This is a genomic window from Streptomyces sp. NPDC052236, assembly GCF_044548015.1.
GTDB lineage: Bacteria > Actinomycetota > Actinomycetes > Streptomycetales > Streptomycetaceae > Streptomyces.
In genome coordinates this window covers 1-22,892 of record NZ_JBIUBL010000039.1, presented here as the reverse complement: position 1 = coordinate 22,892, position 22,892 = coordinate 1, and the positions used below count along the sequence as shown (strand labels likewise).

The window sequence follows — 22,892 nt, the reverse complement described above, 5'->3', positions numbered from 1 at the left end:
AGCTTTAAGTTTCAAGCTTTAACTTTACAGCAATCTAGAGTGGGATACATGAATACGGCATCAATGCACGCGGGCGGTGGCGAACCGCGTTGGCTCACCGACGAAGAACAGCGCGTCTGGCAGGCGTATCTGCACGCCACCACCCTCTTCGAGGACCATCTCGACCGGCAGTTGCAGCGGGACGCCGGTATGCCGCACGTGTATTACGGGCTCCTCGTCCAGCTCTCGCGTGCTCCGCACCGCCGCAAGCGGATGACAGATCTGGCGATGGGCGCCAAGATCACCCGTTCCCGGCTCTCGCATGCCATAGCGCGTCTGGAAAGGAACGGATGGGTACGCCGTGAGGACTGCCCCTCCGACAAGCGCGGCCAGAACGCCGTACTGACGGACGAAGGGCTCAAGATCCTGGAGCGGACCGCGCCGGGGCATGTCGAGGCCGTACGGCAGGCGATGTTCGACCGGCTCACTCAGGAGCAGGTCGAACAGCTGGGCCAGATCATGCGGATCGTGGCCGAGGGGCTCCAGCCGGAGGACTCCGGCGCGGACCTGCCCTGGCTGAGGTAGTCGGCGAGTCGGCGAAAGGCCAGAAGGGCCCTGCCCGGGGTTGTCGACCCGGGCAGGGCCCTTCTGCAGATCTACAGAACCAGCGACGCGGTCAGTGGGCTACGACGGGGATCTTGACCTCGTCCTCGCCCGCGACACCGGCGGACGGCTCGTTGTCCGGACGCCCGGCGTTGATCAACGCGAACGCGATCGCCGCCGCGGCCACCAGGATGCCTACCGCCCACCAGATCGCGGACGAGAAGCCGTGCACCATCGCCTCGAGCCCCAGCAGATTGGCGTCGGTGGCTCCGGCGCGGTGCGAGGCGACGTACGACGTCGTGGCGGAGGCCGCGATCGTGTTCAGCAGCGCCGTGCCGATCGCGCCGCCGACCTGCTGCGAGGTGTTGACCATCGCGGAGGCGACACCGGCGTCCTCCGGCCTCACACCGTACGTGGCCAGGGACATCGCCGGCATGAACGCCGTACCCATGCCCAGACCCAGCAGCAACTCCGCGGGCAGGATCACAGCCCAGTACGAGGTGTTGAGGTCCAGCTGCGTCAGCAGCAGCATGCCGAGAGCCGCGACCAGGAAGCCGGGGGCCATCAGCAGCCGCGGCGCGACGCGGGTCATCAGGCGGGTGCCGATCTGCGTCGAACCGGCAATCATGCCCACGATCATCGGCATGAAGGCGAAGCCCGTGGCGACCGGCGAGTACTCCCGCACGACCTGGAGGTAGATGGTCAGGAAGAGGAAGAGCCCGAACATCGAGATGATCGCGAGGCCCAGCGAGAGGTAGATCCCGCCGCGGTTGCGCTCGGTCAGCACCCGCAGCGGCAGCAGCGGGGACTTGACCTTGGCCTCGGTGGCGACGAACGCGGCGAGGAGTACCGCGGAGGCGACGAAGATGCCGATGGTCAGGGAGTCGGACCAGCCCTCGGACTCGGCGCGCGTGAAGCCGTACACCAGGGCCACCAGGCCCGTGGTGGACAGGAGGACGCCGGGGATGTCGAGCGAGGAGCGGTTGCGCGCGTTCTTCGGCTCGTGGATCACCATGTACGCGCCGACGGCGGCGACGATCGCGAAGGGGATGTTGACGAAGAAGGTCCAGCGCCAGTTCAGGTACTCGGTGAGGAAGCCGCCCAGGATCAGGCCGACCGCGCCACCGCCACCCGCGATCGCGCCGTAGATGCCGAAGGCCTTGGCGCGCTCCTTGCCGTCGGTGAACATCACGGCGAGGAGGGAGAGCGCGGCGGGCGCGAGCAGGGCGCCGAAGGCACCCTGCAGAGCGCGGGAGCCGAGCATCATCGCCTCGTTGGTGGCGGCGCCACCCAGTGCGGACGCCGCGGCGAAACCGATCAGGCCGAGGATGAAGGTGTTCTTACGGCCCCACAGGTCGGCGATCCGGCCGCCGAAGAGCAGCAGTCCGCCGAAGGCGAGGGCGTAGGCGGTGATGACCCACTGACGGTTGCCGTCGGAGATTCCGAGGTCGGCCTGGGCGTGCGGGAGCGCGATGTTCACGATCGTCGCGTCCAGCACCACCATCAGCTGGGCCAGGGCTATGAAGACCAGAGCTTTCCAGCGGCTCGGATCGGGGACGGAGACGTCGGCTGGTTTTGGCATGAAGAGAGCCACCTAAGGGGTGCGGAAAGGCGCGGAAAGGTCAGAACCGGGATGGTCAGAACCGGGACGTGAACAAGAACTTGATCGTGAACAAGGCAACTTGGACGTGAACAAAGCGATGACGTACGTGGTCGATGCGGTGCGGACGCGCTCGGTGCGGGCGGCGCGTCACGGCTTATGGCCCTGTGGCCTTATGTCGTGGCGCGCAGATCCTCCATGGTCACGGCCGAGCCGGGCAGTGTGGAGCGTGCCGGCGCTTCGAGTCCGTCCAGGAACAGCTCCAGATGGCGATGGACGAAACGGTCGAGATTCATGCACGCAGTGCCCGGCAGCGGCCGGGTGAGCTGCGAGAGGCCGATCACCAAATCTCCGATGGCGATGTCGTGGCGGAGACGGCCCTCGTCCTGCGCGCGTGTGAAGAGGGCTTGGACGGCCTCATCGAGGCGCGCACGTTCAGCGGTCAGCTCAAGTTCGGGGTGGTCCCTGCCGATGCTGCCGGACAGCAGTCCGCACAGCGCTCCGACGCGTTCATCGGCGGCGGCGTGGACGAAACGTCTGAGCGCCGCGAAGGCGTCCGCCTCCTCGGCGGCTGCCTCGTGCGCCCGTTCCGTCGTCCGGGACAGAACGAGGAGGATGACCTCGTAGATGAGAGCGGAACGCTCGGGGAAGTGGCGGTAGAGCGTGGCGTTGCCGACGCCGGCACGGCGCGCGATCTCGTCGAACGGAACCTCGGCTCCGTGCTCGACGAACATCTCGCGGGCGGCGGCCACGATCCGCTCGCGGTTCCGCAGGGCGTCGGCCCGTGGGTGGCGGCGCACTGCGGTGTCGGCGACCGGGCTCACAGCTCCACTTCCTCTCGTTCACTCGTACGCATGGTAAATGGGGGCCACTTCCCCGTTTAGCGGGGACACGGGTGTAAACGGGGAAACGATCCCCGGTTATTTCCCCCGGGTCATGTGACCTGCCTCACGCCTGCTTCACAATCGCCTCGGGCCCGCCTCGGGCCCGCCTCGCGCCTGCCTCGCGCCCACCTCGCGCCCGTCTCGCGCGTGATCCGGGGCCTGCCTCGCACGTGATCCGTGCCCGGGAATCCCACTCGATCGGCTCATTCCCGCGCGCGCCCCGCCGCCGCCCGACACAGGCTGATCGCACCGAGCGCAGCGAGGGTCCGGCCTGCTGCCGCGGACCCGAAGGCGATCGCATGGGGCAGACGCGCCACCGGATACGCAGACCCGGCGCACTGGGGAGACCCGGCAGCCGCGGCCGTATCAGCGCGCTCGCCGCCCTCGCCACCCTCGCGCTCGCCGCCCTCACGACGGCGAGCGCCACGCTCCCCGCCCTCAACCGGGCCTCCGCCGGGCCCGTGGCCGGCGGCGACGCATCGGGGCTCGGCCCGTGCCGTATCGCGTCCGCCCTCGGGGTGCAGATGTCGGAAGGGATACCCACTCAGCCCAGCTACGTCCGCTCCATCGGCGAGGTCAGCGCCCTAAATCTGATGATCGACTTCTCGGACGCGCGGGGTCCCGGCCATGCGCTCGACCGGCTCGCGGAGTTCTTCCCGCAGACCTCGGACTGGTTCAAGACCAGTTCGTACGGACGTCTGAGCTACCGCCCGCACGCGCCCGTCACGGGCTGGCTGCGGATGCCGCTGCCGTTCACGGAGTACGGGATAGAGCGCGGCTCACCCTACGATCCGGGCTACCGCCGACTCGTCCAGGACCTGGTGGCCGTCGCCGACCCCAAGGTCGACTTCAGCGCGTACGACCTGGTCAACGTGCTGGTCACGCCCAATGCCGGGCCCTCCGCGCTGGACACCGTGCTGTCGGTGACCTTCTCCGGGAACGAGGAGGCGCCGGTCGCGGACGGGGTGCCGCTGGCCAACACGTCCTTTGTCTACAGCCGCCAAGACGACGGTTCCGGGTCGTACGCGGAGACGGGCTACCGCGTCCTGCCGCACGAGAACGGCCATGTCTTCGGGCTGCCCGACCTCTATACGGGCGAGGGTGGGGACGCGGTCGGCCACTGGGACATCATGTCCGAGGACTGGGGGCCCAACAACGATCTGCTGGGCTGGCACAAGTGGAAGCTGGGCTGGCTGGACGCCGCTCAGGTCCGCTGCGCGTCCGTGCCCGGCACCACGGAGTACGCGCTGACGCCACTGGCCACCTCGGGCGGTGCCAAGCTGGTGGTCGTGCCGCTGGGCCAGGACTCCGGGTACGCCGTGGAGGTACGTACGCGGGCGGGCAACGACGAGGCCGTGTGCGAACCAGGTGTCCTCGTCTACCGCGTGCGGTCCGATGTGGACACGGGCCAGGGACCGGTGACGGTCTCGGACAGCCACCCGGACAGCGACGGCTGTACGCGGCGGCCCAATGTGCACGCGGAGCTCTCGGACGCGCCGTACCGGCCGGGGCAGTCCTTCGCCGACAACCGGAACGGGATCCGCATCTCGGTGGTGGGGGAGGACGCGGGCGGTACGTACCGGGTGCGCGTCACCCGGTCAGCCCTGGTCGACCGGTGACGGCTCTCACGACGGCTCTCACGACGGCCCTCACGACGGCTCTCGCACTCACGCGGCGACGGCGAGCATTCCGTCCGGGGCCAGGGTGACGCGTACGCCGAAGGCCGCCCGGCTCACCCGGTCGAGGGTCGCCCGCAGCCACTCGCGGTCCTCGTCCGGGGCGTGGTGGAGCCGCAGCCGGGCCGCCCGCAGGGGCGCCATCCGCAGAGCGCGCAGCTCGCCGGTCTCGGGCGACACCGATACGAGGTAGAGCAGGCGCAGCTCGTCGCGGTACTCCTCGTAGCCGGTGATGCCTTCGTAGTCGTCGATGAAATCGCCGCAGCCGTAGAGGATGAGCTTCCCGCGGTACACCTCCAGGGGGCGGGGATGGTGGGACGAGTGGCCGTGTAGGACATCGACGCCGCCGTCGATGAGCGCGTGCGCGAAACGGACCTCGCCGCGGGGGATGACGTAGCCCCAGTTGGGCCCCCAGTGGATGGAGAGGACTGCCACATCGCCGGGCCGCTTCACCTTCCGTAGGCGCTGGGTGATCCCGGCCGCGGTGGCGGTCGATGCCTCGGGGACGAAGTCGACACCGGAGCGGTCCTCGCGCGCGGCCCAGTCCGGGGGAATGCCGCTGGACTCCATCCCGCAGGAGAAGACGAGCACCCTGCCCCGGCCGTGGTGAACGTCGAGGGCGGCGGGGTGCTGTGCCTCCGTCAGGTCCCGCCCCGCGCCCACCGCCCGCAGGCCCGCGCCGGCCAGGGAGCCGAGGGTTTCCGCCAGCCCTCGCCGTCCGAAGTCCAGGACGTGGTTGTTGGCGAGCACGCAGGCGTCGGGCCGGGCCGCGGCGAGGCAGGGGAGGTTGGCCGGGTTCATCCGGTAGTGCACGGCCTTGCCCGGCGCGAAGTCGTCGCTCCGCGTGACACTGGTCTCCAGGTTGATCACCCGGACATCGGGCGCGGCGGCGTCGAGTACCTCAAGGGCGTCTCCCCAGGGCCAGGAGTAGTCGACGGGGCGGGGAACCGGGCCGTTCACCGCCTCCGCCAGTTCGACGTAGCCACAGGCGTCCCCGATGAACCGCTCCCGCAGATCCGGGTCGCCGGGGTGCGGGAGGATCTGGTCAACGCCACGGCCGAGCATCACATCGCCGCAGAGGAACAGCGTCACCACGTCCTCACGCATATTTCCACGGTACCCACCTCGACTGGGTAAACGAGGTGAACGGTCGACGGAATCGTTGACAATCGTGTTGGCCACCTGGGAGCGCACGATGCAGAAGGAAGCAGCCAGTCCCGGCACCGGAGAACAGGCCAAGCAGCACGCGCTGACGCAGCTGCGGCAGGCGATTCTGCGCGGGCACATGTCACCGGCCCAGCGGCTGGTGGAGAACGAACTCGCCGAGCAGTTCGGTGTGACACGGGCCGGCATCCGCGCGGCGCTGATCGATCTGGCGTCGGAAGGACTGGTCGAGCGGATCCGCAACCGCGGCTCACGGGTGGGGGTGGTGACCGTCGAGGAAGCCGTGGCCATCACCGAGTGCCGGATGGCCCTGGAGGGGTTGTGCGCGGCCAAGGCGGCCATCGCGGCCACCGAGGGGCAGTTGGCCGAACTGGCCGAGGTGGGCGCGGTGATGACGAAGGCGGTCGCCGACGGCGACCCGGTGGCGATCCGGTGACGTACTCCGAGCTCAACCACCAACTGCACGACCGGATCGGGGAGATCTCCGGCCGGCAGGTGGCCCTTGCCGTCCTTGAGCGGCTCAACGCGCAACTGGTGCGCCATCCGGCCTGGAGCGCCTGGGCGACGACGTGAACGCCGCGATGTACTGGGACACCGGGCACGTAGCCAACGAAGATCCGGCGGACTTCATGAAGTGGATCGGCGAAGTGACGGGCCACACCAAGTAGAAAACCACTCGTTCCCGACACTCCGTCGGGAACCAGCGGCCCCACCTGCTACTCGCCGACCTCCCGGCGCCTGCTCCGGCGCACCGCGACGACGCCCGCTGCCAGAAGCGCGGCGGCGGCCCCGGCCGCGGGCAGCATGCTTGCTCCGGTGGACGCGAGGCTGCCGCTCGGGCTGCCGTTCGGTGTGATGCCGGTATCGCCGACCGTGCCCCCGGAGGCGCCGGCCGATCCGGAGCCGCCGTCACCGCCGGGCTGTTCGGTACCCGGGTCTTCGGTACCGGGATCCTGTGTGCCGGGGTCCTGCGTGCCCGGGTCTTCGGTTCCAGGGTCTTCGGTTCCAGGGTCTTCCGTGCCGGGATCCTCGGTGCCGGGGTCCTCGGGACCCTTGGCGGTGACCGTGAGGGTGACCGGATCGGTGAGCGCCACACCGGTGTCGTTGCTGAACTCGGCCCGGTACCGGCGCCCGTTCAGCGTGGCCTCGGCGGTGAAGGCGTACGTGTCCTTCGCCGCCGCGTCGCCCTCGACGTTCTGCCAGGTGGCCCCGGAGTCGGCACTGCTCTGCCAGCGCACGGCGGGGGCCGGTGTGCCCGCCGCGTGTGCCGCTAGTTCGACCGCGCCGCCCGCCGCCGCGGTGACGTCGGCGGGCTGCCCCGTGACCTTCGGGGAGACCTTGCGTACGAACTTCATGACCTTGGCGACGTCCAGGTTGGGATTGGTCACGAAGACCGCACCCCCGCCGGGCGTCACCGCGACCGCTGCGTTGCCGTACTGCGAGGAGCTCTGCGGGATGGGCACCGACTCGGCGGCTGCCGCGAGGGTCTCGGTGTCGTACACGCCGAGCGATCCCACGCCGTTGGCGTCCGATCCCTCGACGCTGTCTGAGTCGCCGTCCATCCACACCACGTACGCGCGGTGCGTGACGGTGTCGAAGGCGACGTCGCCCGCGAGGTCCACGCCCTTGAGGGTGGTACGCAGGGCGCCACCGGCGGCGAACACCGAGACGGTGTTGCCCCGGCCCACCCACACCGAGCCGTCGGCCGGATCGACCACGACGAACCGGGTGGAGCCCAGGCCCGCCGGGATGTCGTAGCTCGCCATGACGGTGAACGTGTCCTCGTCGACGCGATGCAGGCGACCGGCGTCGAAGTCGCCGAACCACACCGCCTTGCGCGCGGTGTCGACGGCGAACAGTCCGATGCCGCCGGGTGTGACGCTCCGCTTCACCGTCCCGGTCGCGGTCTCCGTCTCCGACAGCACGGCACCCTGGCCGACCAGCGTGGTGCCGGCGCTGAACCCCTGCCCGACACCCGTGACCGTGGCCCCGGCCAGCCACACGCCCTGGGCCGCCGCGTCACCGTCTTTGGCGGAACCCAGGCCCCGCAGCGGATAGTTGAACACGACGCCGTCCGCTGCCCCGGGCAGGGGGCCGGCGAACCGGGCCACCGCCGCCGCCCGCGGCAACCCGTTCGGTCCGGGCGCCTGGGGGACATGGCTGAGGACCGCGCCCGTGGCCGGGTCGAGGGCGTACAGGCCGCGCTCGTCGGTTTCCGGTGCGGCGGGGAGGATGTCCCCACCCACGTACAGCTTCCCGGAGACGGGGTGCATCAGCAGGTCGAGGGGCTTGCCGACGCCGGTGATGTCGGCGGCGGCCCGGGCGTAACTCACGGTCCCGGGCGCGGCCTCCGCGGCGGTCGCTACGCCCCCCGGCCCGGTGGCTGTGGTGGCAGTGGCCATCAGTACGACAGCCGTGGCGCGGGCCGCGCTCCGGGCGGAGGGGAGGCGCGTCACTGGAAGGTGATGGGGACGTGGACGTCGTACTTGCGATCGCCGGAGTCCATGTGGTCGGCGCGCGTCACGACCGAGCAGGTGACGGTGTCCCCGCACACGTTGCCGTTGCCGAGGTCGGCCTTGACGTGGATGGTGGCGGTGAAGGTGCCGCCGGCGCCGAAGGCCGAGCTGTTGGGCAGCATGCCACCGCCGAAGTTGGACACCCAGTACGAGGCCCCGGTGGTGCCGGACTGGTCCTGCCCGCCCAGGCACGGAGAGGGCTTGACGGCCCCCGGTACGCCGCTGACCACGCACAGCCCGACGTAGACGCCCTGGGTGGTGTTGTAGCCGGACCCGGTGACGGTGATGTTCGCGCCCGCCTCGGCGGCGGTGTCCGGGGCGGTGAGCGACAGGTTGTAGGTGGTCCCGAGGTCGGTGACCGTACGGGTCCCGGTCGCGGCGGAGGCGGTGGACGCGGCGGAGACCGTCAGCGCGGCGGCGGCCAGGGCGGATATACCGACACGGGCGGCGGCGCGGCGGGACAGGGGGGTCTTCATGAGGGCAGGAGCCTTTCTCGACAGACCAGGAACCACTTAGGTAAGGCAAACCTAAGTAGATCGTGAGTGTGTGTCAACTGGCCTGAGTCGGCGTGCTGTTGGTGATGGCCGCGGGAAGGTGAGGCCCCTTCGCTGTGTGCCGACCCCAATCGGCCCGCCGCGCGCCCTGGCGGTACGATCGGCGTACGATTTGAACCCGTTCAAAAAGGGGGGCCAGGTCATGCCTGAGCCGACTGTGCCCGACCGAACCGACACACCCGCCGTCGCTCTGGGCCCCACCGCACTTGTCCTCGGCGTCATCTCCGCCGCAGGTGCATGGGCGCCCGCGCTCGCTTTCGCCGCGCTCCCGTGGGCGATCATCGCCGGAGCCCTCGCCGTCACCTTCGGCGCAGCGGGCATCCACTACGCCCGCCACGGCACCGGCCGCCTGTGGACCGCCATCGCCGGAACCACCCTCGGCGCCATCGGATTCACCGGCGCCACCACCCTCATCTGGGCGCTCAGCGCTTAACCCCGGAGCGGGGGCGCTGGTGCCGACCGGGACCGGGTGCGGCGGTGGGAAAGCCCAGGCGCTGATCCGGTGTCAGGGGCGCTGTAGCAGCTTCGCGTAGCAGCGGCTGTTGTCGTACTCGCGGTAGTGACCGAACTTCCGCGCGCAGGGCTCATAGCCGGTCGACGTATACAGCGCGATCGCCTCGGGCTGCTTGGTGCCCGTCTCCAGGACCATGCGGATACGGCCCGCGGCGCGGGCGTCCTCCTCGATCGCGGCGAGGATCCGGCGCGCGAGGCCCAGGCCGCGCGCCTCCGGTATCACGTACATGCGCTTGATCTCGGCGTCGCCGTCGCTGTAGCCCTCGCCGCCCGCTTCCCCCATCGAGCGCCAGCCGCCGGTGGCCACCGGCTGGTCCAGGGCGTCGTACGCGAGGAGATACAGACCGCGCGGCGGTACGAACATGGTGGCGTCGAGGGGTGTGACATCGCCCTCGGTCTCACCGTCCTCCCGGTACCGCTCGGCGTACTCGAGCTGGACACGGTCGTTGAGCTTGACGGCATCGGGGTGGTCGAAGCGCACCTGCTGGACATGCATGCGCGCAAGCGTACATGCGTGCGATTGGCACCTAACGGGTCGGCGGTCGGTAGGGTGCCGGGATGCTCACCGTGACATCCGTGAATGTGAATGGTCTCCGCGCCGCCGCCAAGAAGGGCTTCGTGGAGTGGCTGGCGGGCACCGCCGCCGATGCGATCTGCCTCCAGGAGGTACGGGCCGAGGCCCACCAGCTCCCCGACGAGGTGCGGGAGCCGGACGGCTGGCACGCGGTGCACGCACCGGCCCTCGCGAAGGGCCGCGCGGGCGTCTCGCTCTACACGCGGCGCGAACCGGACCAGGTGCGCACCGGGTTCGGGTCGAGCGAGTTCGACGCGAGCGGGCGGTACATCGAGGCGGACCTGCCGGGTGTCACGGTCGCCAGCCTGTATCTGCCGTCGGGCGAGGTGGGGACGGAGCGCCAGGACGAGAAGGTGCGGTTCATGGCCGAGTTCCTGCCGTACCTGAGCGAGCTGAAGGCACGCGCGGCGGCGGACGGGCGCGAGGTCGTGGTGTGCGGCGACTGGAACATCGCGCATCAGGAGGCGGACCTCAAGAACTGGAAGGCCAACAAGAAGAACTCCGGTTTCCTGCCGGAGGAGCGGGAGTGGCTGACGCAGGTCTTCGCCGACGGTGAGTATGTGGACGTGGTGCGGGCGCTGCACCCCGAGCAGGAGGGGCCGTACTCCTGGTGGTCGTACCGGGGGCGGGCCTTCGACACGGACACTGGATGGCGCATCGACTACCAGGTGGCGACGCCGGGTCTGGCGGCGCGCGCGGTCAAGGCGTGGGTGGAGCGGGCCGCCACCCACGGCGAGCGGTGGAGCGATCACGCGCCCGTGACGGCGGTGTACGAACTCTGACGCGTCAGCGGACGCGTCAGCGGTCGTCGCCCGGGGCGCGCAGCAGCCGGTCCAGCGCCATCGACAGCTCCGCGGCCACGATGGTCTTCGCCAGCGGGCGCAGCCGGTCCGCCTCGCCCTGCGGGGTGTGGGTGCGCAGCACCTCGACGAAGAGTTCGGCCAGCGCCTCCGCGTGCGTGCGCACCCGGCGGCTCGCGGCCATGACCGCCGTGAGCGGTATGCCCTCCCGTACCAGCGCCGCCGAGGCGTCCAGCAGGTTCCGGCTGATGTGGACGATCTCCTCGCCGTCCTTCGCCAGGTAGCCCAGCTCCAGCGCGGTGGCCAGGTTCTCGGCCGTGACCTCGCCCTCGAAGTAGTCGGCGAGCGCCCCCGGGCTGAGACGTACCGGGGTCTCCTCAGTGGGTTCGCCGAGACCGAGCACCTCGCCTACGTCGCGTCCGCTCTCGAAGGCGGTGGCGAGGTCCGCGATGCCGTTGAGCGTGTGGCCGCGCTCCAGCAGGGCGGCGATCGTACGGAGGCGGGCCAGGTGATCGTCGTCGTACCAGGCGATACGGCCCTCGCGGCGGGGCGGCGGGATCAGCCCGCGCTCACGGTAGAAGCGCACTGTGCGCACGGTGATGCCGGCCTCCTCGGCCAGCTCCTCCATGCGGTACTCCCGCTTGTCCGCCACGTGAGCAGCCTATGTTGTACCGCCGGTAACCAGTCCGGTGCGGCCTCTACCCATGGGTAGGCCGCTGCTCTACTCTCCCAACCGTGCCAGTAATTGCTGGCGCGGTCATGGCGTACAGGCGTACAGCGGGAGGCAACGGCATGGGACAGCCCGAGCACGAGCACGTACGAGTGGCGGTGATCGGATCCGGCTTCGGCGGTCTGGGCGCCGCCGTCCGGCTGCGCCGCGAAGGGATCACCGACTTCGTCGTTCTGGAACGCGCGGACTCGGTCGGCGGGACCTGGCGGGACAACAGCTATCCGGGGTGCTCCTGCGACGTGCCCTCGCACCTCTACTCGTTCTCCTTCGCGCCCAACCCCGACTGGCCGCGCACCTTCTCCGGGCAGCGGCACATCCGCGCGTATCTGGAGCACGTCGCGGACACCTTCCGCCTCCGCTCCCACATCCGCTTCAACCACGACGTCCTGATGATGCGCTGGCACAACGACGAACTGCGCTGGGAGATCGAGACGTCCCAGGGGACGCTCACCGCCGATGTGGTGGTCTCGGCCACCGGCCCGCTCTCCGACCCGAAGATCCCCGAGATCGAGGGGCTGGTCGGCTTCCCGGGCAAGGTCTTCCACTCCGCCCGCTGGGACCACGACTACGACCTGCGCGGCAAGCGCGTCGCCGTGGTCGGTACGGGCGCGTCGGCGATCCAGATCGTCCCGGCGATCCAGCCCCACGTACGGCAGCTGACGCTGTTCCAGCGGACGCCGCCGTGGGTGCTGCCGCGCGTGGACCGCGCGATCAGCGCGGGGGAGCGGTGGCTGCACCGCCAGTTGCCGTTCACCGGGTCGGCGCGCCGCGGACTGCTCTGGGGAATCAGGGAGTTGCAGGTCAGCGCCTTCACCAAGCATCCGAACGAGCTGGGCCTCGTCGAGGCGGTGGCCAAGTCCCATATTGCCCGCGCGATCAAGGACCCCGCGCTACGGGCCGCGCTGACGCCCTCGTACCGCATCGGCTGCAAGCGGATCGGGCTGTCGAGTGACTACTACCCGGCGCTCGCCCGGCCCAATGTGGACCTGGTGGCCTCGGGCCTGGCGGAGGTACGCGGGAACACGCTCGTCGCCGCCGACGGCAGCGAGACCGAGGCCGACGTGATCATCTTCGGTACGGGATTCCATGTGACGGACATGCCGATCGCGGACCGGGTGGTCGGCGCGGAGGGCAGCACGCTCGCGGAGCACTGGAACGGCGAGAGCGGCATGCAGTCGCTGCGCGGCGCGACCGTGGCCGGGTTCCCCAACTGGATGACCATCATCGGCCCGAACACCGGGCTCGGGAACTCCTCCATGATCCTGATGATCGAGTCGCAGCTGAACTACCTCGCCGACTACATGCGCCAGCTGAACATCCTGGGCGGTCGGGTGGCGCTCGCGGCCCGGCCGTCCGCCGTACACGGGTGGAACCGCCGGGTGCAGGAGCGGATGCGGCGGACCGTGTGGAGCACCGGCGGCTGCACCAGCTGGTACCTGGACTCCAGCGGGCGCAATACGACGCTCTGGCCAGGGACGACGCGGGAGTTCCGGGCCGCGACGAGCCGGGTGAACCTCTCGGAGTACGAGGTCGTACGGGCTCCGGCGAGGGTCGTCGCCACACCCGCCGTCGGTTCTGTGGAGGCCGTGCGATGAGCCTGGAGGGCCAGGTCGCGGTCGTCACGGGCGCGGCACGGGGCGTGGGCGAACTGCTGGCCCGCAAACTCTCGGCACGCGGCGCGCGGGTGGCGCTGGTGGGCCTGGAGCCCGGCGAACTGAAGGCGGTCGCGGCGCGGCTGCACACCGACGCCGACTGGTGGCACGCCGACGTCACCGACCACGAGGCGATGGCGCGTGTAGCCCAGGAGGTCAAGACCCGCTTCGGCAGGATCGACATCGTTGTGGCCAACGCGGGCGTGGCGTCCGGCGGGCCGTTCCTGGACTCGGACCCTGTCGCGTGGCGGCGGGTGATCGAGGTCAACCTGATCGGAAGCGCGGTGACCTGCCGGGCGTTCCTGCCCGCGCTGCTGGAGAGCCGGGGTTACTTCCTCCAGATCGCGTCGCTGGCGGCGATCACGGCGGCGCCGATGATGACGGCGTACTGCGCCTCGAAGTCGGGCGCCGAGGCGTTCGCGCACAGCCTGCGGGCGGAGGTGGGGTACAGGGGGGTGCGGGTCGGGGTCGCGTATCTGTCCTGGACGGACACGGACATGGTGCGGGGCGCGGACCGGGACGGGGTGATGCGGGAGCTGCGGCGGAGGCTGCCCTGGCCGGCGAACAGGACGTACCCACTGGGCCCGGCGGTGGACCGGCTGGTGGCCGGGGTGGAACGGCGGTCCTCGCATGTGTACGCGCAGTGGTGGCTACGGGGGATGCAGCCGGTGCGGGGGTATCTGCCGTCGCTGATCGGGACGGTGGGGCAGCGGCAGATGAGGCGCTTCGAGGGGCGGCTGGAGGGGGTCGAAAAGGGGCTGATGGGGGCGGGTGGCGCGGCGGACGAGGAGGCGCGTACGCAGCGAAACCGTCCCACCTCACCCCGCGCGAACACCAAGCGCTCGCCCTGATGGCCGAGGGCCACGACAACACCACCACCATCGCCGACCGACTGGCCGTCACCCACAACGCCGTCCACGAACACATCGGGCGCATCTTCGCCAAGCTCGGCCTGCCTTCCGTCAACAGCGGTCACCGCCGGGTCCAGGCCGTACTCACCTACCTCGACCACCGGCAACCAGGCTGAGAAGCCGCTGTTCAACCGATCGTGCCGGTGGGGCGCGGCGATAGCCGCGCTGAGGCAGCAACGGCAGAGAGGCAGCAACGGCAGGGAGGCGGTAAGGACTGCCCTCCGCCGCCCGGTTTCAGGGCACTGAAGGCATCGTGAAACCGCGCTGAATGCGCTCTGCCGCAGTCTCTGCGGCATGACGACAACGACATCGCACTCACTCGCCATCGCGGCCAAGGGGATGCACAAGGCCTACGGGGACAAGACGGTCCTCGACGGCATCGACCTGGCGGTGCCGGCCGGTACCGTCTTCGCTCTGCTCGGTCCGAACGGCGCCGGCAAGACCACCGCCGTGAAGATCCTTTCCACTCTCATCACCGCCGATGCCGGCGATCTGCATGTCGGTGGCCATGACTTGGCCGCCGATCCGCAGGCGGTGCGGGCCGCGATCGGCGTCACCGGGCAGTTCTCCGCTGTCGACGGGCTGATCACCGGCGAGGAGAACATGCTTCTGATGGCGGACCTGCACCTGCTCTCCCGCAGCGAGAGCCGCCGCAGTGCCGCCGAGCTTCTTGAGCGCTTCGACCTGGTGGAGGCCGCGAAGAAGCCCGTCTCCACCTACTCCGGTGGCATGAAGCGCCGCCTCGACCTGGCCATGACGCTGGTCGGCAGCCCGCGGATCATCTTCCTCGACGAGCCGACCACCGGACTCGACCCCCGCTCCCGCCACAACATGTGGGGGATCATCCGCGACCTGGTCTCCGGCGGCGTCACCGTCTTCCTCACCACCCAGTACCTGGAGGAGGCCGACGAACTCGCCGACCGCATCGCGGTGCTCAACGACGGCAAGATCGTCGCCGAGGGCAGTGCCGACGAGCTGAAACGGCTCATCCCGGGCGGGCACGTGCGGCTGCGGTTCACCGACCCGGCTACGTATCAGTTGGCCGCCCTCGCCCTGCGCGAGGCCACCCGCGACGACGAGGCTCTGTCACTGCAGATCCCCAGCGACGGCAGCCAGCGTGAGCTGCGCTCCATCCTCGACTGGCTGGACTCCGCCGGCATCGAGGCGGACGAACTGACCGTGCACACCCCCGACCTCGACGATGTGTTCTTCGCCCTGACCGGCGACACCAACGTCCCCAACCAGCCCAAGGCGGATGTCCGATGAGCGCCCTCTCCCTCGCCGTACGCAACTCGAACACGATGCTGCGCCGCAACCTGCTGCACGCGTGGCGCTACCCGTCCGGGACCCTGAACCTGCTGCTCACGCCGATCATGATGCTGCTGCTCTTCGTCTACATCTTCGGCGACGTGATGAGCGCGGGCATCGGCGGTGGCGGCGCCGACCGCTCCTACTACATCGCTTATATCGTCCCGGGCCTGTTGATGATGACCATCGGCTCCACCGTGATCGGGGCCGCGGTGTCCGTCTCCATGGACATGACCGAGGGCCTCATCGCCCGCTTCCGCACGATGGCGGTCTACCGCGGCTCCGTGCTGGTCGGGCACGTCGTCGGCACCGTGCTGCAGTGCGTGATGAGCGTGGTGCTCGTGGGTGCCATCGCCGTGGCCATCGGCTTCCGCTCCACGGACGCCACGGCTCTGGAGTGGCTGGCGGCGTTCGGACTGTTCGCGCTGTTCGCCCTGGCGCTCACCTGGATCGCGGTCGGGATGGGCATGGCCAGCCCGAATCCCGAGGCGGCCGGCAACATGGCAATGCCGCTGATCCTCCTGCCGCTCATCTCCAGCGCCTTCATCCCGGCCGACACGATGCCGGGCTGGTTCCAGCCGATCGCCGAGTACCAGCCGTTCACGCCGGCCATCGAGACCCTGCGCGGCCTGCTCCTCGGCAGCGAGATCGGCAACAACGGGTGGATCGCGATCGCCTGGTGCGTCGGCCTGACCGCGCTCGGCTACCGCTGGTCGACAGCGTTGTTCAACCGCGACCCGAAGTAACCGCCATGACAGCGCGGGCCGCCTCCCGCAGCTCGTCCCGCCCCAGGGCGGCGTACGCCGACACCGCGTCGGCGTACGCCGCCCTATCGGCGTCGACGGCCGCCTTCCGGGCGCGGTCCGCCGACATCGTCGGCTGGAAGTCGCGCTGCACCCACAGCCGTTCGGCCAGCGCGATCATCCGTACGGCACCGGCACCGGCACCGGCACCGGCACCGGCGTCGCCGGAGGCGAGCCCCGCCATGCCAAGGGCGTGCAGCACCGTCCCGAACACAGGGAGCTCCATGGGCGAGCCGGACGGACCGGAGAGCAAAGTCCGCAGCTCCTGCCGCAGCCGGTCGACCGGCTCCGCGACCAGCTCGAGACGGCCGACGTGCGCGTGCGCCGTCACCGCCGCCGACTGGATCTTCAGCGCCCACCGGTCGAGGAAGGGGTCGCCGCTGTGCATCGAGCCGGCATCGGGGAGCCACTCCACGGCGCTGCGCCACAAGCCGAGCCCGACCTCCGTCAGTCCGCGGGCGAGCGCGACCTCGGCGCGACCGCCGAGGTCCCAGCTGGAGAAGGCGTCTTTCTGCTGGGTGTTGTCGCCCTCCGCCTGCCGCAGCCAGTACTCGGCCTCGTTGGGGTCGCCGCGCTGCAGGCAGGCGAGGGCGAGGCCCCAGCGGACGCCGATGGAGTCGTGCTCGTCGCCGAGCCGCGGCAGCGCCCCGAGCGCCTCGAGCGCCACCTTGAGGTGCCCGTACGCGGCCTCGCCCTGCTCCGTCTGCAAGCACAGCTCGCCCAGCCGGGCGTGGCCCATGACCTGCAGGAACGGGTTGTCGACCGGCGTCAGTGCGGTGATCATCCGGCGAGCCGAGGCGAGCGCGCGGTCGATGTCGTGCTCCTGCTCCCAGACGTAGGTGGCGATGCACTCGGCGACGCCGGCGAGCAGCGGCTGCTCGCTGTCGCAGAGCCCCCGCAGCACGTCGTAGTCGGGAGGCAGCATCTCGGGGACCGCGCTCAGCACTACCGCGGTGGCGCGCAGCAGCGTGTCCGGCGGGGCCGGGGGCAGCCGCCGGAGGGTGACGAGCTGACGTACGACGTGCGGGCCGTAGCCCATGAACAGGCTCGTCGTGCACAACACCGCGGCGGCGCGGGCGACTTCGACATATTCGGGCTCGGGGTAGTAGTGCGACAGTGGCGGGCCGGTGTCTGCGGCGAGGGCGGTGAGGCGGGGGTAGTTGGAGTCGGTGGACCACAGGGCGGCGAGGACGGCGGTGAGGGCGGCGAGGGTGGGGCCGTCCGTACGGGCCAGGGCGTGCCGCAGGGCCAGCACGAGGTTGTCCTGCTCGGCCCTGATCCGCTCCCAGGCGGCCCGCGGTTCCGAGCCGAAGAACCAGTCGTGGTACGCGACCCCGAAGTCCCGTGCCCAGGCGAGGAACCGGCCGACGGCCTCCTCGTCCTCGCCCGCCTCCGCGCGCCGGGCCGCGCTGAACTCCCGTACGGTCTCCAGCATCCGGAACCGCACACCGGCCGGGGTTTCGGCGACGGTGATCAGCGACTGATCGGCCAGCTGCTCCAGCAGGAACAGCGCGTCCTCGCCCAGGACCTGCTCCGCCGCTTCGCCCAAGAAGCCGCCGGGGAAGACGGACAGCGTGCGCATCGCCGCCCTGGCGTCCTCCGCGAGCAGGTTCCAGCTCCACTCCACGACCGCGTGCAGCGTGCGGTGCCGCTCCGGCACGTCCCGCGCCCCGCCGCGCAGCAGCACGAACCGGTCACCGAGGCGGCGGGCGATCTCCGGCACGGAAAGCACCCGCACCCGCGCCGCGGCCAGCTCCACGGCGAGCGGCAGCCCGTCGAGGTGGCGGCACAGCCCGGCCACCGCGTCCGGCGGCAGTTCCACGCCGGGCCGGGCGGCCCGGGCCCGCTGCGTGAACAGCTCGACCGAGGTGTCGAGACCGAGCTCCGGCAGCGCGTACACCGCCTCCGACGTGAGGCCCAGCGGGGCCCGGCTGGTGGCGAGCACCCGCAGGTCCTTCGAGGACGAGACCAGAGCCTGTACGAGGTCGGCGGCGCCCCGGACGACCTGCTCGCAGTTGTCCAGCACCAGCAGTGCGGGCCCGGAGCCGAGCACGCCGAGGATGCCGGACACCTGGGCGGCCGAGCCGTGGCCGCTCATGGCGCCGGGCCGCCCCTCGCCCGCGCCGAGCGCGGAGGCCACCTCCGCGGCCACGTCCGCGTCCGCGGTGACGCCGGCGAGCGGCACGAAATACACCACGCGCTGCTCGGCCCGGCGGCTGACGGCGTGCGCGAGCCGGGTCTTGCCGAGTCCGCCGGGGCCGACGACGGTGACGGCGCGGGAGGCGCGCAGCAGCCGCTGCACCGCCGCGATGTCCTCGTCGCGGCCGAGGAGCGGGTTCGGCTCGTGCGGCACGCCGTGCCTGGCCACGGGCGCCTCGCCGCGCAGCAGCTCCTGCTGTACGGCCTTGAGCCCGGCGCCCGGATTCGTGCCGAGCGCCTCGCGCAGCTCACGGCGGTACGCCTCGTACCGCGTCAACGCGGCGGACGGGCCCGCCGTCGCCGCCTCGCCGCGCAGCAGCTCGGCCAGCACCTCCTCGTCGCGCGGATGCTCCGCGGCGACCACGGCCAGCGGACCGGCGGCCTCCGCGTGCCGCCCGAGGCGGGCGAGCGCGAGCGCCCGCGCGCGGACGAGCATGCCGCGGACGGGGGCGCGCTCGGCGCGCAGCGCGGCTACGGGGTCTGTGCTTTCGCCGGGCCCGCCGCCCGTGCCCTCCCACAGCGCGAGCCCGGCCTCGGCCGCGGCCAGGGATCCCGCGTGGTCCCCGGCCCTGGCCCGGTCCGCGCCGGCGGTGGCGTGCAGCAGCAGGGCGGAGCTGTCGACCTGGTCCTCGGCGAGGGTGAGCCGGTACCCGGTCGGCGTGATTGCGAGGACGTCGGCGCCCAGCTGCGCCCGGGCCCTGGACACGAGGACCTGCAGCGCCTTTCCCGGCCGCTCCGGCAACTCGTCCGGCAGCCACAGCCCTTCCACAAGCCGCTCGGTGCTGCAGCCCGTGCGCAAGTCGCCCGCGAGCAGCGCGAGGAGGGCGCGGAGCCGGGGCGCGGTGACCTCCTGTCCGCGATAGGCGACACGCGGCAGCAGGGTCAGGTCGGTGGTCACCCGTGCAGATTAACGGAGGCGCCGGCCGCCGGAACTCCCGCCGCGGGCCGAACTCCCGCCGCGCGGGCGGCCTCGCATCAGGACGGCCGGGGCTTATGACTCCCAGGATCTTTCACTGCCCAGCGCTGGGGTGCGTCCGCCGTACTGCTCGGCGGCAACTCCGCCGTGCGCGCGGCGCGCAGTTCCAGCCGTAGCTCGGCCGCGCGTGCGCAGTCCCTGCCGACCGTCTTGCACTGGTTGGTGCACTGCGCGACGTGCTTGATCCATGCGGCCCATACAGCCTCCACGGCGCTGCTCACTGTCGTACCCCCCAGGGGCTGACCCGCTCTCTCCCCGTCGCGCCGTTCGGTCCGCCTCGCCCAGGTAGCGCACCACGTAGGGGCGGACCAGCGCCCCCGTGGTCTCCCAGTTCGCAGGCGGAACCCATGCGGCCCCGGGTGGCTGCGGCTGCCGCCAGTGGCCGTTGAGGCACACGCAGGCCAGAATGCACGGGCCTCTGCCGAGGATGACGTTCCGGTCGACCGGGGATGTGGGGGTGGAGTGGGGCATGAACAACTTCCTTGGTTTCGGCAGAGGCTGGTCGGCCCGAAACTGTGGGGCAACCGGAGCTGGTGCCCCTGGGCGGGAGGGCCACCCGACGCGACTGGCCGCCCGTCCCGCCCAGGAGTTCAAGTGGCGGCGCCGCGGTGTTCGGGCTGCCGGGGCGCGGTGTCCAGCGCAGTAGTGCTGGCCTGATCGCCGTAGGGCACGTGGCACACGATCTGCTTGCCCAGCGGGGTGCGTACCGTCTGCCAGTCCGGCGCAAGGAAGTCCACAAGGCCCAGACCTCGTCCATTCTCTGACTCAGCGTCATCCAGCGAGACCGGTGTGCGCATCGGCATCCGCTCCCCTTCCGGGTCATGCACTTTGACCGACACCCCGGCCCTCTCGGCGTCGACCTCCACGACAAGGGGCACCCGGTCACCGCAGGCCCGCACCCCGTTCCCGACCAGTTCGGAGATGACCAGCTGCACGTTCTCGCACGTCCCGGCATCCACCCCCGCCTCACCAAGCGTCCGGGCGGCCAGCTCACGCACCATCCGCAGATGCTCCGCACAGGAGTTCATGTAGAGGGAGAAACCCTGCGGCCGGGGCCTTAAGTAGAAGGCCCCGGCCGGGGCGGCCTGCTGCTGGGACATGACGGACACAACTGCCTCCAACCTGCGGTGCTGCGACCGCACAGCGGTGAACAAGTAGTCATGAGCGAGGGCGTGTTACCGAGGCATGGGTTCGCCTTCTGTCGAGGATGGACTCACGCGACAGTAGGTCGCAAGCTTTCTACCTATCTCGAAAGAGTGATTCGATGGTCGGCATCTCATTGCGGCCCAGGGCGGTGTAACACTCCTGTCATGCCGAACTCCCCCGTAGTGCCCACCATCCGGCGCCGCCGACTTGGATCGACACTGAGGCGGCTGCGCAACGAGGCGTCGCTGACATTGGACGAAGCAGCCGCTGCCGTCGGATGGAAGGCCCCGAAGCTGTCGAAGATCGAGAATGCTGCGCAGTCGATCCGCCCGGCCGATGTCAGCAGGCTGCTCCAGACGTACGGAATGAAGGACTCTGAGGTGTTCTCGGCCCTCGAGAGCTTGGCCCGAGACGCCAACAAGCGCGGCTGGTGGCAGACCTATCACGGGGTTGTCTTCCTGCCATACGCGGACTACATCTCGCTGGAGACCGACGCCGAGCAGATCTGCGAATGGTCACCGCTACTGGTCCCCGGCCTGCTGCAGACCGCCGCCTATGCCCGGGAGACCATCGGTGGTACCACCACATCCCGCACCCCGGAGGAGGTCACGGCGCTGGCCGAGGTCCGGCAGGCACGTCAGGCCGTGTTGTCACGTCCTGGGAAATCTCCTCAGCTGTGGGCGATCATCCATGAGGCCGCGCTGCACCAACGGTTCGCGATGCGCCCGGCCACCATGCGTGAACAGCTCCAGAGGCTGCTGGACGCTTCCGAGCTGCCCAACGTCACGATCCAGGTGATGGCTCTGGACTCAACCGTCCACCCAGGCATGGTGGGGGCGTTCAGCCTGGTGGGCTTCCCCGGCCCGATCCCGGACGTTGTGCTGCTGGAGAACATCAGGGGCGCCACCTATGTTGAGGATGATGACGGCACAGCCCACTTCACCAAGGCATTCGAGCGCATCCGCGCATCCGCACTGTCGGTGGAGGACTCGCTGGCATTGATCACGCAATTGAAAGAAGGACACCGGAAGTGAACGAACGAAAGGCTGATTTGCTCGCACGCGATCTCTCTGCTGCGTCCTGGCGCAAGTCCTCACGCAGCGGGCCGGAGAACAACTGCATAGAGATCACTGACCTCCCCGGCGGCATCGTCGTTCGCGACTCCAAGGACACCGGTCGCGGCCCGCTGCGGTTCCCCGTCGGCCCCTGGGGCGCCTTCCAGCAGGCCGTGGCAGACGGAGGACTCTGAGCAACCCGACGGTGGCTGGCTTTCTCCGTCGGCAACAGGGAAGTCAGCTGTCGTCAACACAGCACTATTACCGATCAGCTGACGGGCTGCCTGTTGTCGGGCCCGTGCGCAAAGATGGGTGCATGACCAAGCAGAGCCCCGGGCATGCCGCTCCCGCAACATCGAACGTCCCGACGATCGTGGCCGGTGAGCGGATCCGGTGGCTGCCGCGTCGTCGTGCCTCGGACATTGCCCTGCCGGGTAACGACTTCTGGCTCTTCGATGGCCGATGGGTCCACTGGAACCACTTCGCAGGCGACGGCTCATCGACGGGTGAGGAGATCAGCGACAATCCGACTGCCGCGAAACTCTGCGCCGAGGCATTCGAAGAGGTCTGGTCGCGCGCGGTTCCGCACGATCAGTACGAGATCCGGCTGTCCTAGACAAGTGGTCTAGGACGCGCCATCGAGTGGCCGGAGGAAGCGGCGCTCGTACCGCTTGATGCAGCCGGAGCTGCGAGCCAGTTCGAACGCGTCCTGGCACTCCGGGTCGGACATGCTGTCTGTGCGGTACTGCTCGTACCTGGCGAGGCTCGGAAAGGAGAAGAGAGCGTAGGCGATGTCGCTGTCGCCCTCACTCGGCAGGAAGTAGCCGTGGTGCGTCCCGCCGAGGCGGTTGACGAGCCCGACCCAGCGGCGGCCGTACTCCTCGAAGTCCTCAAGCTTGTCGGCGTCGATCTCGTACTTCAGATGAATGGTGATCACGCCTCCATGATGCCGCGCGACTATTCGCGTTCGACGGGTAGGTCGGCGGCCACATTCACTTCGGTCACGTGTGACATCGGGTGCCTGGAGCCGATGCATCGCATCCGACTTCGGTGGCTGCCTGTGCGCTGCGCTGACACGCGGCCACGCGATGCCTCCCGCGGCCGCGAGATCTTGGCCTACTCCGTGATGGTGATCCGGGCAGGGGGTTGTGGATTGCTGCCGAAGTAATGAGCGGTGGTGACTTCTGGTGAGCGTGAGTGAGTGCTTGGGTTTGGGTCTGGCCGTTCGAGCCGGTCTTCTTCTGTGTGC

At 70.1% G+C, this 22,892-nt stretch carries 22 protein-coding genes and 2 pseudogenes; 13 read left to right on the top strand and 11 right to left on the bottom strand.

Annotated features, from left to right (window positions below):
- The first annotated feature begins 39 nt into the window (after positions 1-39).
- Complete coding sequence (locus tag ACIHCQ_RS40115) at positions 40-564, top strand: MarR family winged helix-turn-helix transcriptional regulator (RefSeq protein WP_399673808.1); 525 nt, start codon at positions 40-42, stop codon at positions 562-564.
- 91 nt (positions 565-655) lie between these two features.
- Here ACIHCQ_RS40115 and ACIHCQ_RS40110 read toward each other — a convergent pair whose 3' ends face one another.
- On the bottom strand, positions 656-2,164 hold the full coding sequence (locus ACIHCQ_RS40110) for an MFS transporter (RefSeq protein WP_399673806.1): 1,509 nt from the start codon (positions 2,162-2,164) through the stop codon (positions 656-658).
- 191 nt (positions 2,165-2,355) lie between these two features.
- Positions 2,356-3,006 (bottom strand): TetR/AcrR family transcriptional regulator, encoded by a 651-nt coding sequence (locus tag ACIHCQ_RS40105; protein WP_399673804.1) that lies wholly within the window; start codon positions 3,004-3,006, stop codon positions 2,356-2,358.
- A gap of 359 nt (positions 3,007-3,365) precedes the next feature.
- Between ACIHCQ_RS40105 and ACIHCQ_RS40100 the strand changes: the two genes are divergently transcribed.
- Complete coding sequence (locus ACIHCQ_RS40100; RefSeq protein ID WP_399673802.1) at positions 3,366-4,685, top strand: M6 family metalloprotease domain-containing protein; 1,320 nt, start codon at positions 3,366-3,368, stop codon at positions 4,683-4,685.
- A 48-nt stretch (positions 4,686-4,733) separates the two neighbouring features.
- Here ACIHCQ_RS40100 and ACIHCQ_RS40095 read toward each other — a convergent pair whose 3' ends face one another.
- Positions 4,734-5,849, bottom strand: coding sequence for a CapA family protein (locus ACIHCQ_RS40095; protein ID WP_399673800.1), 1,116 nt, complete (start codon positions 5,847-5,849; stop codon positions 4,734-4,736).
- A gap of 88 nt (positions 5,850-5,937) precedes the next feature.
- On the opposite strand from ACIHCQ_RS40095, the pseudogene ACIHCQ_RS40090 reads away from it, so the two are divergent.
- Positions 5,938-6,449, top strand: a pseudogene (locus ACIHCQ_RS40090) (GntR family transcriptional regulator); the annotation flags it as partial.
- Positions 6,450-6,622: 173 nt separating this feature from the next.
- On the opposite strand, the gene ACIHCQ_RS40085 reads toward ACIHCQ_RS40090, so the two are convergent.
- Entirely contained in the window at positions 6,623-8,362 is a 1,740-nt protein-coding gene (locus ACIHCQ_RS40085; protein WP_399673798.1) for a hypothetical protein, read from the bottom strand.
- Positions 8,359-8,898 (bottom strand): hypothetical protein, encoded by a 540-nt coding sequence (locus ACIHCQ_RS40080; RefSeq protein WP_399673796.1) that lies wholly within the window; start codon positions 8,896-8,898, stop codon positions 8,359-8,361. The genes ACIHCQ_RS40085 and ACIHCQ_RS40080 overlap by 4 nt, the downstream gene beginning before the upstream one ends.
- Before the next feature lie 220 nt (positions 8,899-9,118).
- On the opposite strand from ACIHCQ_RS40080, the gene ACIHCQ_RS40075 reads away from it, so the two are divergent.
- Complete coding sequence (locus ACIHCQ_RS40075; RefSeq protein WP_399673794.1) at positions 9,119-9,409, top strand: hypothetical protein; 291 nt, start codon at positions 9,119-9,121, stop codon at positions 9,407-9,409.
- A gap of 72 nt (positions 9,410-9,481) precedes the next feature.
- Here ACIHCQ_RS40075 and ACIHCQ_RS40070 read toward each other — a convergent pair whose 3' ends face one another.
- Positions 9,482-9,985, bottom strand: a complete 504-nt coding sequence (locus tag ACIHCQ_RS40070) for a GNAT family N-acetyltransferase (protein ID WP_399673792.1) — start codon at positions 9,983-9,985, stop codon at positions 9,482-9,484.
- Between the two features lie 62 nt (positions 9,986-10,047).
- On the opposite strand from ACIHCQ_RS40070, the gene ACIHCQ_RS40065 reads away from it, so the two are divergent.
- Complete coding sequence (locus ACIHCQ_RS40065; RefSeq protein ID WP_399673790.1) at positions 10,048-10,845, top strand: exodeoxyribonuclease III; 798 nt, start codon at positions 10,048-10,050, stop codon at positions 10,843-10,845.
- A 16-nt stretch (positions 10,846-10,861) separates the two neighbouring features.
- Here the strand turns inward: ACIHCQ_RS40065 and ACIHCQ_RS40060 are convergent, their stop codons facing one another.
- Positions 10,862-11,491: a MerR family transcriptional regulator gene (locus tag ACIHCQ_RS40060; RefSeq protein ID WP_399673888.1), complete on the bottom strand. Its 630-nt coding sequence runs from the start codon at positions 11,489-11,491 to the stop codon at positions 10,862-10,864.
- 164 nt (positions 11,492-11,655) lie between these two features.
- Between ACIHCQ_RS40060 and ACIHCQ_RS40055 the strand changes: the two genes are divergently transcribed.
- The 5 genes from ACIHCQ_RS40055 (at position 11,656) to ACIHCQ_RS40035 (ending at position 16,210) form a co-directional block, all read left to right on the top strand.
- Positions 11,656-13,188 carry a flavin-containing monooxygenase gene (locus ACIHCQ_RS40055; protein WP_399673788.1) on the top strand — a complete coding sequence of 511 codons (1,533 nt, stop codon included), beginning with the start codon at positions 11,656-11,658 and terminating at the stop codon, positions 13,186-13,188.
- On the top strand, positions 13,185-14,096 hold the full coding sequence (locus ACIHCQ_RS40050) for an SDR family oxidoreductase (RefSeq protein WP_399673786.1): 912 nt from the start codon (positions 13,185-13,187) through the stop codon (positions 14,094-14,096). Before ACIHCQ_RS40055 ends, ACIHCQ_RS40050 begins: the two co-directional genes overlap by 4 nt.
- A complete protein-coding gene (locus tag ACIHCQ_RS40045; RefSeq protein WP_399673784.1) occupies positions 14,096-14,272 on the top strand; it encodes a hypothetical protein in 177 nt (58 codons plus the stop codon). Before ACIHCQ_RS40050 ends, ACIHCQ_RS40045 begins: the two co-directional genes overlap by 1 nt.
- A 178-nt stretch (positions 14,273-14,450) precedes the next feature.
- Positions 14,451-15,422: an ATP-binding cassette domain-containing protein gene (locus ACIHCQ_RS40040; RefSeq protein ID WP_399673782.1), complete on the top strand. Its 972-nt coding sequence runs from the start codon at positions 14,451-14,453 to the stop codon at positions 15,420-15,422.
- Entirely contained in the window at positions 15,419-16,210 is a 792-nt protein-coding gene (locus tag ACIHCQ_RS40035) for an ABC transporter permease (RefSeq protein ID WP_399673780.1), read from the top strand. The genes ACIHCQ_RS40040 and ACIHCQ_RS40035 overlap by 4 nt, the downstream gene beginning before the upstream one ends.
- Here the strand turns inward: ACIHCQ_RS40035 and ACIHCQ_RS40030 are convergent.
- From ACIHCQ_RS40030 to ACIHCQ_RS40020, 3 genes are all read right to left on the bottom strand, one after another.
- Positions 16,191-19,364 (bottom strand): ATP-binding protein, encoded by a 3,174-nt coding sequence (locus ACIHCQ_RS40030; RefSeq protein ID WP_399673778.1) that lies wholly within the window; start codon positions 19,362-19,364, stop codon positions 16,191-16,193. The two genes, ACIHCQ_RS40035 and ACIHCQ_RS40030, sit on opposite strands and share 20 nt — an antisense overlap.
- A gap of 77 nt (positions 19,365-19,441) precedes the next feature.
- On the bottom strand, positions 19,442-19,663 hold the full coding sequence (locus tag ACIHCQ_RS40025; protein WP_399673776.1) for a hypothetical protein: 222 nt from the start codon (positions 19,661-19,663) through the stop codon (positions 19,442-19,444).
- A gap of 369 nt (positions 19,664-20,032) precedes the next feature.
- Entirely contained in the window at positions 20,033-20,542 is a 510-nt protein-coding gene (locus ACIHCQ_RS40020) for an ATP-binding protein (RefSeq protein WP_399673886.1), read from the bottom strand.
- A gap of 210 nt (positions 20,543-20,752) precedes the next feature.
- Between ACIHCQ_RS40020 and ACIHCQ_RS40015 the strand changes: the two genes are divergently transcribed.
- The 3 genes and pseudogenes from ACIHCQ_RS40015 to ACIHCQ_RS40005 form a co-directional block, all read left to right on the top strand.
- The gene (locus ACIHCQ_RS40015; RefSeq protein WP_399673774.1) at positions 20,753-21,622 is read left to right on the top strand and encodes a helix-turn-helix domain-containing protein; all 870 of its coding nucleotides are present in this window, start codon (positions 20,753-20,755) and stop codon (positions 21,620-21,622) included.
- Positions 21,619-21,837 carry a DUF397 domain-containing protein gene (locus tag ACIHCQ_RS40010; RefSeq protein ID WP_399673772.1) on the top strand — a complete coding sequence of 73 codons (219 nt, stop codon included), beginning with the start codon at positions 21,619-21,621 and terminating at the stop codon, positions 21,835-21,837. Before ACIHCQ_RS40015 ends, ACIHCQ_RS40010 begins: the two co-directional genes overlap by 4 nt.
- Before the next feature lie 176 nt (positions 21,838-22,013).
- Positions 22,014-22,259 (top strand): annotated as a pseudogene (locus ACIHCQ_RS40005) (DUF6879 family protein); the annotation flags it as partial.
- 9 nt (positions 22,260-22,268) lie between these two features.
- Here ACIHCQ_RS40005 and ACIHCQ_RS40000 read toward each other — a convergent pair.
- On the bottom strand, positions 22,269-22,580 hold the full coding sequence (locus tag ACIHCQ_RS40000) for an NIPSNAP family protein (protein ID WP_399673770.1): 312 nt from the start codon (positions 22,578-22,580) through the stop codon (positions 22,269-22,271).
- Positions 22,581-22,892 lie beyond the last annotated feature (312 nt).